The organism is Streptomyces smaragdinus (genome assembly GCF_009604385.1).
In the GTDB taxonomy this organism is placed as follows: Bacteria; Actinomycetota; Actinomycetes; order Streptomycetales; family Streptomycetaceae; genus Streptomyces; species Streptomyces smaragdinus.
This window is the reverse complement of record NZ_WEGJ01000003.1, coordinates 290,315-305,457: the sequence shown is the minus strand read 5'-3', so window position 1 is coordinate 305,457 and position 15,143 is coordinate 290,315. Positions and strand designations below refer to the sequence as shown.

Annotated in this window: 12 protein-coding genes; 4 read left to right on the top strand and 8 right to left on the bottom strand. The window is 72.0% G+C overall.

The annotated features are described in order from the left end of the window. Positions 1-40: 40 nt before the first annotated feature. Positions 41-616, top strand: coding sequence for a hypothetical protein (locus SRB5_RS07490; protein ID WP_153450632.1), 576 nt, complete (start codon positions 41-43; stop codon positions 614-616). Positions 617-700: 84 nt separating this feature from the next. Here the strand turns inward: SRB5_RS07490 and SRB5_RS07485 are convergent, their stop codons facing one another. Genes SRB5_RS07485 through SRB5_RS07465 form a run of 5 tightly spaced genes read right to left on the bottom strand, consistent with a single transcriptional unit; the run spans position 701 to position 8,567 of the window. Next, positions 701-1,957, bottom strand: a complete 1,257-nt coding sequence (locus SRB5_RS07485) for an MFS transporter (protein WP_323377240.1) — start codon at positions 1,955-1,957, stop codon at positions 701-703. Continuing rightward, positions 1,954-2,670 carry a respiratory nitrate reductase subunit gamma gene (gene narI, locus SRB5_RS07480; RefSeq protein WP_153450630.1) on the bottom strand — a complete coding sequence of 239 codons (717 nt, stop codon included), beginning with the start codon at positions 2,668-2,670 and terminating at the stop codon, positions 1,954-1,956. Before narI ends, SRB5_RS07485 begins: the two co-directional genes overlap by 4 nt. Next, positions 2,667-3,275 (bottom strand): nitrate reductase molybdenum cofactor assembly chaperone, encoded by a 609-nt coding sequence (narJ, locus tag SRB5_RS07475; protein WP_323377238.1) that lies wholly within the window; start codon positions 3,273-3,275, stop codon positions 2,667-2,669. The genes narI and narJ overlap by 4 nt, the downstream gene beginning before the upstream one ends. Next, on the bottom strand, positions 3,272-4,888 hold the full coding sequence (gene narH / locus SRB5_RS07470; protein WP_153450629.1) for a nitrate reductase subunit beta: 1,617 nt from the start codon (positions 4,886-4,888) through the stop codon (positions 3,272-3,274). Before narH ends, narJ begins: the two co-directional genes overlap by 4 nt. Position 4,889: 1 nt before the next feature. Beyond that, entirely contained in the window at positions 4,890-8,567 is a 3,678-nt protein-coding gene (locus tag SRB5_RS07465) for a nitrate reductase subunit alpha (protein ID WP_153450628.1), read from the bottom strand. A gap of 250 nt (positions 8,568-8,817) precedes the next feature. Between SRB5_RS07465 and SRB5_RS07460 the strand changes: the two genes are divergently transcribed. Continuing rightward, a complete protein-coding gene (locus tag SRB5_RS07460) occupies positions 8,818-9,927 on the top strand; it encodes a peptidoglycan DD-metalloendopeptidase family protein (RefSeq protein ID WP_153450627.1) in 1,110 nt (369 codons plus the stop codon). A 4-nt stretch (positions 9,928-9,931) separates the two neighbouring features. Here the strand turns inward: SRB5_RS07460 and SRB5_RS07455 are convergent, their stop codons facing one another. Then, entirely contained in the window at positions 9,932-11,998 is a 2,067-nt protein-coding gene (locus SRB5_RS07455) for a SpoIIE family protein phosphatase (RefSeq protein ID WP_407703886.1), read from the bottom strand. A gap of 69 nt (positions 11,999-12,067) precedes the next feature. On the opposite strand from SRB5_RS07455, the gene SRB5_RS07450 reads away from it, so the two are divergent. Beyond that, positions 12,068-13,084: an NADP-dependent oxidoreductase gene (locus SRB5_RS07450; protein WP_153450626.1), complete on the top strand. Its 1,017-nt coding sequence runs from the start codon at positions 12,068-12,070 to the stop codon at positions 13,082-13,084. Here SRB5_RS07450 and SRB5_RS07445 read toward each other — a convergent pair. Further along, positions 13,081-14,130 (bottom strand): aldose epimerase family protein, encoded by a 1,050-nt coding sequence (locus SRB5_RS07445; protein WP_153450625.1) that lies wholly within the window; start codon positions 14,128-14,130, stop codon positions 13,081-13,083. The genes SRB5_RS07450 and SRB5_RS07445 overlap by 4 nt on opposite strands. A 44-nt stretch (positions 14,131-14,174) precedes the next feature. After that, entirely contained in the window at positions 14,175-14,717 is a 543-nt protein-coding gene (locus tag SRB5_RS07440; protein WP_153450624.1) for an MOSC domain-containing protein, read from the bottom strand. Positions 14,718-14,852: 135 nt separating this feature from the next. On the opposite strand from SRB5_RS07440, the gene SRB5_RS07435 reads away from it, so the two are divergent. After that, positions 14,853-15,110 (top strand): DUF6191 domain-containing protein, encoded by a 258-nt coding sequence (locus tag SRB5_RS07435; protein ID WP_153450623.1) that lies wholly within the window; start codon positions 14,853-14,855, stop codon positions 15,108-15,110. Positions 15,111-15,143 lie beyond the last annotated feature (33 nt).

The following is a 15,143-nucleotide window of genomic DNA, read 5'->3' as shown; positions in this document are numbered from 1 at the left end:
GCGGAGGCACAGCTCGGTGGCGGACGCCAGAATGTGACGTATGGACGACATCCCCGGCCCCCTCCGCTTCCAGCTCGTACTCCTGCGCCGCATGGCCGACCACAATCCGGCGCTGGTGGAGGACGCCCTGCGCGAGCTCGGCGTGGGCAAGGACGTGATGCGCGAGGCCAATCGCGCGTGGCAGGGGCGGCTGCGGGCGGGGCGGCGGCAGCTGCCGGCCGGGGTGAAGGACTACGGCGCGCTGCTGGGGGCGCCCGAGGCCCGCGAGGACCGGCCGTTCGGGGACGTACGGGCCGAGGCGTACCGCTGGCCCGTGCCCCTGTGGCCGGATCTGCGGTTCGAGGCGGTGGTGCTCCCGGGCGGGACGGCCGTCAACGCCTGGCTGGTGCGGGCGGCGGACGCGAAGGGGCCCGGGCCGCGCACGCTCGAGGACCTGACGCCCTGGTCGGCCACCGTCGACGAGGTCGCCCACGCCTTCCCGCCGGCCACCCCGAGGGAGGGCGACACCGACAACCGCTTCCGCCTCGCCTTCGAGGCCCCCGACCGGGACGGGGAACCCCACGGCGTCACCGCGGAGTTCGCCTGGGGGCTGCTCCAGCGGCTGGAGACCAGGTGATGCCAATGCCGGCCGCGGACGATCCGGCTGGTTCCCGCGGCGAATCGCGTGGGGGACCAACCGGGACCGTCCCCGGGCGCCCGCCTACCCCTCCGACGAGCTCGCCCGCGCCGGATGCGTCCGCTCCGCCGGAGTCGCCCCCGCCGTCCGCATCCGTCCGATCGCGTACACGCACCCCGCCAGCGCCAGGTCCGACAGCAGCATGAAGCCGATGGAGTACGAGTCCTTCGCGCTGTAGATCGCCCCCATCACCAGCGGCGGCACGAAGCCGCCGAGGCCGCCCATCGCGCCCACGATGCCGGTGACGGAGCCCACCTGCTGCTGCGGGGTGACCCGTGCCACCAGCGCGAACACCGCGCCGCTCGCCGCGCCGAGTCCCGCCGCCATGGCCAGGAAGCAGATCGTGCCCAGCGGGTCGAGGTCCGGGTCGAAGGCCTGCAGCACGGCGAACAGGGCGACGACGGCCAGCGACCAGGCGGCCACCACCGCCGGGTGAACCCGGTCCGACAGCCAGCCGCCGAGCGGCCGGAAGATCACCGTGACCAGGGCGAAGCCCGCGGCCTTGGTGCCGGCGTCGGTGGGGCCGAGCTCGTACCAGGTCTTCAGGTACGTCGGCAGATAGACGCCGAACGCCACGATGCCGCCGAAGCCGATGGCGTACAGCGCCGACAGCTCCCACGTCACCCGCAGCTTCGCCGCCTCACCCAGCCGGTGCGCCAGCGGTGTCGTCGGAACCACCCGGTCGGGGCGGTCGCGCAGCAGGAGCCACGACACCACCGCGTAGACCGCCAGCGCGATCGCCATCACGACGAACGGCAGGTTGTGACCCTTGTCGTACATCCGCGGAGTGAAGTACCCGGACAGCGCCACACCGCCCATGCCCATGCCGAACACGCCCAGCGCGAACCCCCGCCTGGACGGCGGGAACCAGGAGTTGACCAGCGGGATGCCGATGGCGAACGTCGTACCGCCGATGCCCAGCAGGAACCCGACGACCAGCAGCAGCCCGTACGACTCCTTCGCCGGGATCAGCAGCAGCACCGGGACGATGGTGAGCGCCGCGAACAGCGGGAACATCTTCCGCGCGCCGAACTTGTCCGTCATCGCGCCCACCGGGATCCGGCCGAGCGAGCCGACCAGCACCGGCACGGCCACCATCAGCGACTGCGCGAACGGGCTCATGTCGAGCTTCTTGTCCAGATCGCCGGCCAGCGGGGCGATCAGGTTCCACGCCCAGAAGGTCAGACCGAAGCCGACGGTCGCGACGATCAGATCCACGTACGCCGTGGCGGACGGCTTCTCCCCGTCCGAGGCGGCGACGGCGGCTGCTTTCGTACTCACTGGACACCCTCCCAGCCCCGCCGCGGCGAGCGGGCGCCGAGCTGCCGCGCGTCACGGCCGCGGTAGACGATGTAGGGACGGAACAGGTACTGCACCGGTGCGCTGAGCATGTGCACCAGCCGGGTGAAGGGCACCAGCGCGATGAGCGCCAGCCCGATCACGATGTGGATCTGGTAGAGGACCGGCACGTCCGCCATCAGCTCGCCCTTGGGCTGCAGGGTGAAGATGCTGCGCGTCCAGGGGGAGATCGTCTCGCGGTAGTTGTAGCCGTGGCCGCCCGCATGGCTCAGCTTGGCGACCATGCCCATGACGATCGCGGCGAGCAGCACCACGTACATCAGCTTGTCGTTGACGGTGGTCGCCCGGAACACGGGCCGGTTGGTGCGCCGCCGGTAGATCAGCAGCCCGATGCCGCCGACGGTGAGCAGCCCGGCGGCGGTGCCGGTCCACAGGGAGACCTGGTGGTACGCGCTCTCGCCGACGCCGATCCCCGACGTCCACGAGTCGGGGATGAACAGCCCGACCAGATGTCCCGCCAGCACGAACAGGATGCCGTAGTGGAACATCGGCGAGGCCACGCGCAGCAGCTTCGACTCGTACAGCTGCGAGGAGCGGGTCGTCCAGCCGAACTTGTCGTAGCGGTAGCGCCACGCCGTGCCGAGCACGAACAGCGCGATCACGACGTACGGCAGCGCGTTCCACAGGATGCTCATGACTGTCCTCGCGCGTCGGTCAGGACGGGCAGCAGCCCGTACGGTTCGAGCCCCACGTCCTCGCGGGGCGGCCCGGTGCGAGCCAACGCCATCGCGGCGGCCCTGTCCCTGGGGGACGGCCCGGGCAGCGTCGCGCAGACCGCGTCGAGCACCCGGGCGTAGGGCGTGCCGTGCTCGGTTAGGGACAGCCGCAGCAGCTCCAGCGCCGGGCGGTGCTCGCGCAGCAGGACGTCGGTGCCGGCGCGGGCGGAGAACTCCAGCACGGCGGGGAGGTAGTCGGGCAGCTCCTCGTCGCTGAACTCCAGACCGTGCGCCCGGTACGTCTCCTTCAGGCGTACGAGCGACATGCCCCGGCGGCGGGTGTCGCCGTCCGACCACCAGGTCAGATAGAGGCAGCGGCGGCTCTTGAAGTCGAACACCTCGACGTAGTGCCGGGCGAGCTCCCCGCGGGGCGTGGCGTCGGCGTGGTCGAGGAACGCCAGCAGCCCGGCGGCCGGGGCGCCGCGCCCGGCCAGGGCCCGGCGCAGCAGCGGCAGCTCGTCCGTGAACGGCGGGTCGGGGTGGACCAGGCAGCGGGCGGCGGCCTGGTGGATGACGGCGCTCACGGCTTCTCCGCATCGTCGATGGTGGGCGTACGCAGCTCGTCGGGGGAGTCGGCGGTCTGCCGGCGGCGCGCCCCGTGGAAGGACTCGATGGACACGAACGCGGTCCCGGGGCGCCCCGAGTCCCCGCCGAACGGGCCGGAACCGCCGGCGCCGGGGCCGCCCTCGTAGTCCAGGGAGCACACCGACTCCTCCAGCGCCTTCGCGTCACCGACGGCGGCGGTGGGGATGACGTACCGGTCGTCGTACTTGGCCAGGGCCAGCAGCCGGTACATCTCCTGGATCTCCCGGGCGTTCATCCCGACGGCCTCCGCCGCCGACTCGCTCGGGGTGTCGCCGAGCTGGACGGCGCGCATATGGCTGCGCATCGCCGCGAGGCGTTCGAGGGAGGCGCGTACGGGGCTGGTGTCGCCGGCGGTGAAGAGCGCCGCCAGATACTCCAGGGGGATGCGCAGGGAGTCGATGGCGCCGAACAGATTGTCCGCGTCCTCCCCGTCGAAGCCCGTCTCCGCCAGGGCGTCGACGACCGGCGACAGCGGCGGGATGTACCAGACCATCGGCATGGTGCGGTACTCCGGGTGCAGCGGCAGCGCCACCTTGTACGTGCTGATCAGCGCGTGTACGGGGGAGCGGCGCGCGGCCTCGATCCAGTCGTGCGGGATCCCGGCGCGCTCCGCCTCGCGGTGCACCTCGGGGTCGTTCGGGTCGAGGAACACCCCGAGCTGCGCCTCGTACAGATCACGGTCGTCGGGGACGGACGCCGCCTCGAGCACCTTGTCCTGGTCGTACAGCAGGACGCCCAGATAGCGCAGCCGGCCGACGCAGGTCTCGGAGCAGACGGTGGGCAGGCCGACCTCCAGCCGCGGGTAGCACAGGGTGCACTTCTCGGCCTTGCCGGTGCGGTGGTTGAAGTACACCTTCTTGTACGGGCAGCCCGACACGCACATCCGCCAGCCCTTGCAGCGGTCCTGGTCGACGAGCACGATGCCGTCCTCGGACCGCTTGTACATGGCGCCCGAGGGGCAGCTCGCCACGCACGACGGGTTGAGGCAGTGCTCGCAGATCCGCGGCAGATAGAACATGAAGGTCTGCTCGAAGGCGAACCTCACCTTCTCCGCGGCCTGTTCCCGTACCTTCGCCACCATCGGGTCCTCGGCGCCGGGGTCGCCGATGCCGCCGAGGTTGTCGTCCCAGTTGGCGCTCCACTCGATCTTCATGGGCTTGCCGGAGACGAGGGACCGGGGCCGGGCCACCGGGAAGTCGTCGCCGAGCGGGGCGTCCGTGAGGTTGGTGTAGTCGTACGTCCAGGGCTCGTAGTAGTCCTTTATCTCCGGCAGGATCGGGTTGGAGAAGATGGTGGCGAGCTTCTTGAACTTGCCGCCGCCCTTCAGCTTCAGGTTCCGGCGCTTGTTGAGCTCCCAGCCGCCGCGCCACTTCTCCTGGTCCTCGTAGCGGCGCGGATAGCCCTGGCCGGGCCGGGTCTCCACGTTGTTGAACCACACGTACTCGACGCCGCCGCGGTTGGTCCACGTCTGCTTGCACGTGACGGAGCAGGTGTGGCAGCCGATGCACTTGTCGAGGTTCATTACCATCGCGATCTGGGCCATGACCTTCATGTCAGTACGTCACCTCCTCGGTGCGGCGCCGGATGACGGTGACCTCGTCGCGCTGGTTGCCCGTGGGGCCGAGATAGTTGAACGCCCAGGAGAGCTGGGCGTAACCGCCGATCAGATGGCTGGGTTTGAGGATGAGCCTGGTCAGGGAGTTGTGGATGCCGCCGCGTTTGCCGGTGGTCTGCGACTTGGGGACGCCCACCGTGCGGTCCTGGGCGTGGTGCATGTAGACCGTGCCGACGGGCATCCGGTGCGAGACGACGGCGCGGGCGGAGACGACGCCGTTGCGGTTGACCGCCTCGATCCAGTCGTTGTCGCGTACACCGATCGCGTCGGCGTCCTGCGGGGACATCCAGATGACCTGGCCGCCGCGGGAGAGGGACAGCATGAACAGGTTGTCCTGGTACTCGGAGTGGATGGACCACTTGTTGTGCGGGGTGAGGTACCGGACCGTCACCTGCGCCTGTCCGTCGGGGCCCAGACGCGGCTCGCCGAACAGGCGGTTCATGTCCAGCGGTGGCCGGTAGACGGGCAGGGCCTCGCCGAGTTCGTGCATCCAGTCGTGGTCGAGGAAGAAGTGCTGGCGGCCGGTAAGGGTGTGCCAGGGTTTCTGGTGCTCGGTGTTGAGGACGAACGCCGTGTAGCGCCGGCCGCCCGACTCGCTGCCCGACCACTCCGGCGAGGTGATCACCGGGACGGGGGCCGCCTGGGTGTCGGCGTACGTGACGCGCTTGCCCTCGTGCTCGGCGGACAGATGCGCCATCTCGGTGCCGACGCGCTCCTCCAGGGTGCGGAAGCCCTGGGTCGCCAGCCGGCCGTTGGTGGTGCCGGACAGGGCCAGGATGGTGTTGCAGGCCTTGACCGCGGTGTCCAGCAGCGGCCGTCCGTCGGCGGGGCCGCCGGTCTTGGTGCCGTTGAGGTGGGCGAGCTTGCCGATCTCCTCGTCGGGGTGCAGGGCGATGCCCTTCGCCGGGAGGCCGAGGCGTTCGGCGAGCGGGCCGAGGGTGGTCATCTTGTCGGCGATCGCCGTGTAGTCCCGCTCCACCACCGTGAGCTGCGGCATCGTCCTGCCGGGGATGGGCTCGCACTCGCCCGCCCGCCAGTCCAGCGCCACGCCGCCGGGCTGGGCGGTTTCCCCCGGGGTGTCGTGCTGGAGGGCGGTGGCGACCAGGTCGCGGCGGACGCCGAGGTGCTCCCCGGCCAGATCCGAGAAGCAGGCGGCGATGGCGTTGAACGCGTCGAAGTCCGTACGGGCCTGCCACGGCGGGTTCACCGCGGGGGTGAAGGAGTGCACGTACGGGTGCATGTCGGTGGACGACAGGTCGTGCTTCTCGTACCAGGTGGCGGCCGGGAGCACCACGTCCGACAGCAGCGTCGAGGACGTCATGCGGAAGTCCATCGACAGCAGCAGGTCGAGCTTGCCCTCGGGCGCCTCGTCGCGCCACTTCACGTCCCGCGGGCGGGTCTCGGGCGACGACTCGCGGGCGGTCACCGAGGACTGGGTGCCCAGGAGGTGCTTCTGGAAGTACTCGGCGCCCTTCGCGGAGGACCCCAGCAGATTGGCCCGCCACAGCGTGAGCACGCGCGGCCAGTTCTCCTCCGCGTCCGGGTCCTCGCAGGCGAAGCCCAGGCGCCCGGCCTTCAGCTCCTCGACGGCGAACGCCACCGGGTCGTCCACCGCGCCCAGGTCCAGGGGGTTGCGGTTGAACGTCGGGTACGACGGCATCCACCCGGCGCGGGCCGACTGGGCCAGGCAGTCGGCGCCCGTCATGCCGGTGAAGCGGCCCTCGCCCAGGGGGGAGGACAGCACGTCGGCGTGGAAGGTGTCGTAGCGCCACTGGTCGGTGTTGGTGAACCAGTACGCGGTGCCGATCATCTGCCGCGGCGGCCGCGACCAGTCGTTCGCCGCGGCCAGCGTCGCCCAGCCGGTCGCCGGACGGCATTTCTCCTGGCCCACGTAGTGCGCCCAGCCGCCGCCGTTGCGGCCCTGGCAGCCGGTGAGGGTGAGCAGGGCCAGAAAAGCGCGGTAGATGGTCTCGGAGTGGAACCAGTGGTTCGTCCCCGCCCCCATCAGGATCATGCACCGCCCCTCGGACTTCTCCGCCGTACGGGCGAACTCGCGCGCGATGCGCACCGCCTGCGCCGCCGGCACCGAGGTGTGCTCCTCCTGCCACGCCGGCGTCCCCGGCGTCGACGCGTCCTCGTACCCCGCCGGCCACTGACCGGGCAGCCCCTCGCGCCCCACCCCGTACTGGGCGAGCATCAGGTCGAACACCGTGGCCACCAGCCGCCCGTCCGCCGTCCGCATCGCCGGCACGCCCCGGGTCACGGTGTCGCCGCGGCCCTGGCCGTGCTCACCGCCCTCGGTGTCGAAACGGGGGAGCAGCACCGGAACGCCGGACGCCTCGTCCGCCCCGTACAGGGACAGGCGCGGCACGGTGTCGCCGAGGTCCAGATTCCACCTGCCCTTGCCGGAGTCCGTCCAGCGGAACCCCAGCGAGCCGTTCGGCACCACCGGCCGCCCGGTGTTCCCGTCGAGGACGACCGTCTTCCACTCGGCGCCCTCCCCGCCGTCCCCCAGGTCGGAGGCCCGCAGGAACTTCGCCGGTACGTACGCGCCGTCCCGCTCCGTCAGCGTCACCAGGAACGGCAGGTCGGTGAACTTCCGTACGTAGTCCACGAAGAACGGCACCTGCCGCTCCACGAAGCACTCGCGCAGGATCACGTGCCCCATCGCCAGCGCGAGCGCCCCGTCCGTCCCCGGGTGCGGGTGCATCCACTCGTCGGCGAACTTCGTGTTGTCCGCGTAGTCGGGGGACACCACGACGACCTTCTGCCCCCGGTAGCGGGCCTCGGCCATCCAGTGCGCGTCGGGCGTACGGGTCACGGGGACGTTGGAGCCCCACATCATCAGATACGCGGCGTCCCACCAGTCGCCCGACTCCGGTACGTCCGTCTGGTCGCCGAAGACCTGCGGCGAGGCGACCGGGAGGTCCGCGTACCAGTCGTAGAACGACAGCATCGGCGCGCCGATCAGCGACATGAACCGGGCCCCGGCCGCGTGCGACACCATCGACATCGCCGGGATCGGCGAGAACCCCGCCACCCGGTCCGGGCCCCACACCCGGATCGTGTGCACATGCGCGGCGGCCACCATCTCCACGGCCTCGTCCCAGGAGGCGCGCACCAGCCCGCCCTTGCCGCGCGCCCGCTGGTAGGCGCGCCGCCGCTCCGGATCGCCCTGGATGTCCGCCCAGGCCCGCACCGGGTCGCCGAGGCGCTGCTTCGCCTCGCGGTACAGGTCGAGCAGCACGCCGCGGACATAGGGATAACGCACCCGCGTCGGCGAGTACGTGTACCAGGAGAACGCGGCGCCGCGCGGACAGCCGCGCGGCTCGTACTCCGGGCTGTCGGGGCCCACCGACGGATAGTCCGTCTGCTGGGTCTCCCAGGTGATGATCCCGTCCTTGACGTACACCTTCCAGCGGCAGGAGCCGGTGCAGTTCACCCCGTGGGTCGAGTTGACGACCTTGTCGTGGCTCCAGCGGTCCCGGTAGAAGACGTCCCCGTCCCGGCCCCCGGTCTTGGTCACGCTGCGAAGATCGGGGGAAATGTCGCCGCGCGTGAAGAAGCGGCCGGTACGCAGCAGCAGCTCGCTCGCTGTGCCGTCGATTCCCGCCATGGGTCCTCCGTCATCGGTGGCATTGCATGGTCGCTGGCACACTCTCCGCGAGCCGGTACAGACCAGTTAAGGGCCGTACGGTCCCGTGCACCGGTCCGGGAGGGCCAATGGGGTGACGGCTGCCCACGCCCCGTAGCGATACGCTGACCTGCGCGTAGTCGGCGATCGACGGTCCGCCGGACGGGCGGACATACACCGTGTCACGGTGTGTTGGCGGCGTATCGCCCACGTGTCGCGAAACGATCAGCCAATGCGACGAATTGTCACACGAACCGGAACCGCGACCGCCCTGTGTCTGGCGGTGTCGGTCCAGGCCGCGACCGCCCAGCCGGTGCCCACCGCCGCGCCCGGCGGCGACGACAAGAACAGCCTGCGGACCGCCCGCCGCGAGGTCGACGCGCTCTTCGCCGACGCCGGCCGCACCACCCAGCGGTACGAGGCCGCGAAGAAGGCCGTCGGCCGCCAGCAGCGCAGGATCGAGCGCCTCGGCCGGCAGGTCCGCGACCAGCAGCGCAAGGTCACCGAGCTGCGGGCGCGGCTCGGCCGGATCGCCGCCATGCAGTACCGCAGCGGCGGCGACGCCTCCCTGACCCCCACCGCCCAGTTCATGCTCTCCTCCAACCCCGCCGAGTTCCTCGACCGCGTCTACCTCGCCGACAAGGGCGAGCACGCCGCCGGGCTGCTGATGCACCAGACCCAGCGGGCCCAGGACCGGCTGGAGGCGGAGCAGGCGCGCGCCGCGCAGGCCAAGCTCGAGCTCGACCACGAGCTGTACCTCCAGGGTCGGGCGAAGAAGGCCCTCGAGGCCAAGCTCGTCCGGGCCCAGGCGCAGCTGGAGAAGCTGCAGGAGTCGCAGCACCGCGTCCGGGGCGCCGGCTGCACGGAGTTCCGCTCCGCCGTCCCGTTCGCCATGAACGGCGGCGAGGACACGGCGGACGGCAAGCCGTTCGTCGCCCGCAAATGGCGGGTGCCGGTCAACAAGTACGAGATCACCTCGCGCTTCGGACAGACGGGCGAACACTGGGGGAGTCTGCACTCCGGCCTGGACTTCGCGGTCCCGGAGGGCCGCCCGGTCCGCAGCGTGGGCTTCGGCACGGTCTACGAGCTGGGCTGCGACGGCGCCTTCGGCAACTCCGTGACGATCCGGCACGACGACGGCTACTTCACCTTCTACGCCCACCTCTCCCGCATCGAGGCCTACCCCGGCGAACGCGTCTTCCCCGGCCAGCACATCGGCCTCGCCGGCACCACGGGCAACTCCACGGGCCCGCACCTGCACTTCGAGGTCCGGGCGACCCCGGAGTTCGGCTCGGGCATCGACCCGGAGCCGTGGCTGCGGACGAGAGGGATCAGGCCCTGAGCGCTCACCCGAGGTCGAACTCGGACCACACCACCTTCCCCGACCCCCGGGCCTCCACCCCCCACGCGTCCGTCAGCCGGTCGACGAGCAGCAGACCGCGGCCCGAGACGCCCGCCTCGCCGGGGTCGCGGCGGCGGGGCATCGTGCTGGACTCGTCCGCCACCTCGATCCGGATACGGGAGCGCGGCGCGGTGAGCATCCGCGCCGTGACGACCACCGGGCCGTCGGTGTGCAGCAGACCGTTCGTGACCAGCTCGTCGGCGACCAGCTCGACCTCGTCCGACCGCTCCCCGGCGCCCCACGCCCGTACCGCCGCCCGGATCATGTGCCGCCCCGCCGACAGGCCCTCCGGGTCGGCGGGGCCGATGTGCTGGGTGAGCCGCCCGCCGGTGTCGGCCGCCGGGGGCCGGCCCGAGCGGCGCAGCGCCAGGACCGCCATGTCGTCCTCCGCCCCGCACGCGGCCAGCTCGTCCAGCAGCCGGTCGGCCAGCCCCGCGAGGTCGTCCGGGCCGGCGGCGACGAGTTCCGCGAAGACCCGCATCCCCTCGTCCAGCCCGACCTCCGACCGCTCCAGCATCCCGTCCGTGCACAGCAGCATCGCGTCCCCGGCCGCCAGGTCGATCCGGGTCACCGGATACTCCAGCCGGTCGAAGTCCGCCGACAGCCCCAGCGGCAGCCCGCCCGGTACGGACAGCCAGCGCGCGACGCCGTCCGCGCCCCGGACCAGCGGGTCGACGTGCCCCGCCCGGACGATCCGCAGCGCCCCCGACTCCAGATCGGCCTCCACGTAGCAGCAGGTGGCGAACCGTTCGGTGTCCAGCTCGTGCAGGAACACCGACGCCCGCGCGATCACCGTCCCCGGCGAGTGCCCCTCCGCCGCGTACGCCCGCAGCACGATCCGCAGCTGCCCCATCACGGACGCGGCGTGCGTGTCGTGCCCCTGCACGTCGCCGATCACCGCCGCGACCCGCCCGTTCGGCAGCGGGATCACGTCGTACCAGTCGCCCCCGATGTCCCGCCCGTTGCCCGCCGACCGGTAGCGCACCGCGATCTCCGCGCCCGGCAGCGACGGGATCCGCCGCGGGAGCATCGCCCGCTGCAGGTCCTCCGCCAGATCGTGCTCCTGGTCGAAGAGCATGGCCCGCTGCAGGCTCTGCGCGATGGTGCCGCTCAGCGCGATCAGCAGATTGCGGTCCTCCGGCGTGAAGACGGACTTGCCCCGGTAGAACAGCCCGAGCGCCCCGATCGCCTGCCCCTGCGCGATGAGCGGGAGGTACGCGCCGGAGTCGATGTCCAGCGGCTCGATGTACGGCCACAGCCGCGGGTAGCGGCGCCGGAACTCCGCCCGCGACAGGACGAACAGCGGGCGCAGGGTCCGTACGACCTCGCTCATCGGGAACGGGTCCGTGACCCGGCTGAACTCGGTGCCGTCCGCGTAACTGCCCGCCTGTCCCTCCGCGACCAGCTTGATGTGCCCGGACTCCACCCGCCCCATGATCACGTTGCTGGCGCCCAGCCGCTGCAGGCCCTCCGGCCCGTCCAGCACGTCGATCACCTCGCCCACGGTCCGGGCGCTCGCCAGCGCCGCCGTCGTGGACTCCACGACCGACGTCTGCCGGGCCCGCTCCTGGTCCAGCCGCAGCTGGGCGGCGGAGTACGTGAGCTCCAGCGTCGCGTCGCGGACGATGCCCACGATCCGCTGCGGCCGGCCGTCGTCGTCGCGCTGGATGGCGCCCTGGGTGTGCGTCCAGCGCAGCGTGCCGTCGCGCAGCCGCACCCGGAAGTACCCCCCGTACGACGTGGAGCCGTCCTTCAGCGCCCGGGACACCACGGCGTCCATCCGGGCACCCTCCGACGCCGGCACCCGCGGCGCCAGCCCCTCCGGGCGGCCGTCGAACTCCTCCGGCGTGAGATCGAAGACGTCCAGTCCCTCGGCGTCCATGCGCATCTGCCCGGACGCCAGCTCCCAGACAAACGACCCCATGCGATTCAGCGCCAGCGCACGCCGCAGCTCGGGGTCTGCCCAGCCGCCGGGCAGCTCCGGCACGGCGGCGGGAGACACGTCACTCACCCGTCCACTGTCGCCCCTGACTCCCACCCGCGCAGCTCAGAGGCCGTCGGGCCGTGAAAGATTGACGCCATGACGATCCCCGAGACATCCCGCGCCTGGCACCTCACCGCCCGCCCCCACGGCGTGCCCACCCCCGACGGCTTCGCGCTGGTCGCGTCGCCCGTACGGCAGCCCGCCGAGGGCGAGATCCTGGTCCGCAACCGGTATCTGTCCGTCGACCCGTACATGCGCGGCCGGATGAACGACGTGAAGTCCTACGTCCCCCCGTACCGGCTGGACGCGCCCATGGACGGCGGCGCCGTCGGCGAGGTCGTCGCCTCCGCCGACCCGGCGTTCACGGTCGGCGACCAGGTGCTGCACGGCCTCGGCTGGCGCGAGTACGCCACCGTCCCCGCCCGCCACGCCTCCCGGGTGGACCCGGACGCGGCGCCGCTCCCGGCGTACCTCGGCGTCCTCGGCATGCCGGGGCTCACCGCCTACGCCGGGCTGGTGGAGGTGGCGTCGTTCCAGGAGGGGGACGCCGTCTTCGTGTCCGGTGCGGCGGGCGCGGTCGGCAGCCTGGTCGGCCAGATCGCGCGGCTCAAGGGCGCCTCGCGGGTCATCGGCAGCGCGGGGTCCGCGGCGAAGGTCGAGGCGCTGACGGGGGAGTACGGGTTCGACGCGGCGTTCAACTACAAGGACGGTCCCGTGGGCGCCCAGCTCAAGGCCGCCGCGCCCGACGGCATCGACGTCTACTTCGACAACGTCGGCGGCGACCACCTCGAGGCCGCGATCAGCTCCCTCAAGGTGCACGGCCGCGTCACCGTCTGCGGCATGATCGCCCAGTACAACGCCACCGAGGCCCCGGCCGCCCCGCGCAACCTCGCGCTGCTGATCGGCAAGCGGCTGCGCGTCCAGGGGATGCTGGTGGGCGACCACACGGCGCTGCGGCCGCAATTCCTGCGGGAGGTCGGCGGCTGGCTGCGGTCCGGGGAGCTGATCCACCGCGAGACGGTCGTCGAGGGGATCGAGAACACCCTGGAGGCCTTCCTGGGCGTCCTGCGCGGGGACAACACCGGGAAGATGATCGTGAGGCTCGACGGCTAGCGGATCCCGAACCCGTACACCGTCGTCGCCCGGTGGACCTCGCCCGGCCGCAGGACCGTGGACGGGAACCGCGGCTGGTTCGGGGAGTCCGCGAAGTGCTGTGTCTCCAGCGCGACGCCGTCCGTGGGCCGGTACGTGCGGCCCGAGGTGCCGCGCAGGGCGCCGTCGAAGGAGTTGCCGGTGTAGAGCTGCAGGCCCGGGGACGTCGTCGACACCGTCAGCGTGCGGCCCGAGGCGGGGGAGCGCAGCTCCGCGACCGCGACGGGGGTCTCGGTGACGCCCTTGTCGAGGACCAGGTTGTGGTCGTAGCCGTGGCCGGTGAGCAGCTGCGGGTGGCCCGAGCGCAGGTCGCGGGCCAGGGGCTTCGCCTCGCGGAAGTCGAACGGGGTGTCCGCCACCGGGGCGAGCTCGCCGGTGGGGGAGCCGGTCGGGAGGTTCGGCGTGTAGCGGTCGGCGGCCACCCGCAGGGTGTGCTGCTCGGCGCTGCCCGTGCCCTCGCCGTCGAGGTTGAAGTAGCTGTGGTTGGTGAGGCTGACGACGGTGGGGGCGTCGGTCGTCGCCGTGTAGTCGATGCGCAGCGCCCCGTCGTCGCCGACGGTGTACGTGACGGCGACGTCGAGCGTCCCGGGGAAGCCCTCCTCGCCGTCGGGGCTCGTCCGGCGCAGGGTGACCGCGGCCTCGCCGGCCGGCTCCGCGGCCCAGACGCGCTTGTCGAAGCCGCCGTCGCCGCCGTGCAGACAGTTGGTCCCGTCGTTCGCGGGCACCTTGTACGTCCGCCCGTCGAGGGTGAAGGACGCGCCGGCGATGCGGTTGGCGTACCGGCCGATGACGGCGCCGAAGTAGGGCCCGGGGTTGGCGAGATACCCGGCCAGGTCCGCCCACCCCAGCGCGATGTTCGCCTCGCGTCCGTCCCGGTCCGGGGTGTGCACGCGGTGGACGACGCCCCCGTAGGTGAGCACGTCGACCCGGGTGCCCCCGGCTTCCAGGGTCCAGCGCTCGATGGACGTACCGTCGTCGAGCGCGCCGAAGGGGGCGGAGGAGATCATGGAGGTCACTCTATGAGGTTCAGACCAATCTCGGCGACCAGGGCCTACACCGGCGCGAGCGGCACGTGGGGTCCCTCCGGCAGCTCCACGCCGATCGTGTCCCCGGGGCGGACGACGCCGCCGGTCCGTACGACGCCCATGATCCCGCCCCTGCGGACGACCGTGCCGTCGGCGGCCCGTTCGACGAGCTGCTTCATCAGCCCGTCCCCGAGCCCGTTGATCTGCGCGCACGGGTTGCGCAGCCCCGTGACCTCGACGACCGCCTCCGCGCCGAGGCGCAGCAGCGTGCCGGTGGGCAGCGCGTACAGGTCGATCCCGCGGGTGGTCACGTTCTCCCCGAGGTTCCCGGGCTCGACCTGATAGCCGCGTCCGCCGAGCTCGGCGAAGAGCTCCTCGGGGATCAGATGCACCTGGCGCAGATTCGGCTGCGAGGGATCGCGGGCCACCCGCGAACGGTGCTTGACGGTCACCCCGGCGTGGATGTCCCCTTCGACGCCGAGCCCTTCGAGGAGGGTGACGGACGGCCGGTTGGGCTTGGCGAAGGAGTACACGGCGTTGCTGCTGACGGCGGTCACGGCGGGGGTCATCGAGGCCTCTCCGGTACGGGGGTCAGACGCCGAGCGTACTGGCGCCGGGCAGCGCCCCTCACCTGGTTTTACGCCCGGAACCCCGGACCCCCGCCGACCGTTGAACCGGATGGATCCGCGACCCGAAGGAGCACCGTGCTGCTGGCCTCAGCGACCGTCGTCGGCGCCCTGTGGGTGCTGCTCTTCCTCCTCGTCGCCCGCCGGCGCCGCACCGCGCGCGGCGCGGGGGCCGCGTATCTCCAGGTCCTGGACGAGGTGTTCCACCCTTCCGGCCGCCAGGTCCAGGAGCAGCGCGAACGCCAGTCGCAGCTGCGCGACGACGAGGGCGACGGCGCCCCGCCCCGGCACAGCACGGTGGACCTCGACGCCGGGCGCGCGGTGATCCGTCCGTAGGCTGACCCGCGTGGACACCCGCGACCAGGGCCT

Excerpts from the sequence above, each read along its gene's own strand:
- SRB5_RS07490 (WP_153450632.1), top strand. The coding sequence starts at position 41 with ATGGACGACATCCCCGGCCCCCTCCGCTTCCAGCTCGTACTCCTGCGC.
- narI (WP_153450630.1), bottom strand. The coding sequence starts at position 2,670 with ATGAGCATCCTGTGGAACGCGCTGCCGTACGTCGTGATCGCGCTGTTC.
- narH (WP_153450629.1), bottom strand. The coding sequence starts at position 4,888 with ATGAAGGTCATGGCCCAGATCGCGATGGTAATGAACCTCGACAAGTGC.
- SRB5_RS07465 (WP_153450628.1), bottom strand. The coding sequence starts at position 8,567 with ATGGCGGGAATCGACGGCACAGCGAGCGAGCTGCTGCTGCGTACCGGC.
- SRB5_RS07460 (WP_153450627.1), top strand. The coding sequence starts at position 8,818 with ATGCGACGAATTGTCACACGAACCGGAACCGCGACCGCCCTGTGTCTG.
- SRB5_RS07450 (WP_153450626.1), top strand. The coding sequence starts at position 12,068 with ATGACGATCCCCGAGACATCCCGCGCCTGGCACCTCACCGCCCGCCCC.
- SRB5_RS07445 (WP_153450625.1), bottom strand. The coding sequence starts at position 14,130 with ATGATCTCCTCCGCCCCCTTCGGCGCGCTCGACGACGGTACGTCCATC.
- SRB5_RS07440 (WP_153450624.1), bottom strand. The coding sequence starts at position 14,717 with ATGACCCCCGCCGTGACCGCCGTCAGCAGCAACGCCGTGTACTCCTTC.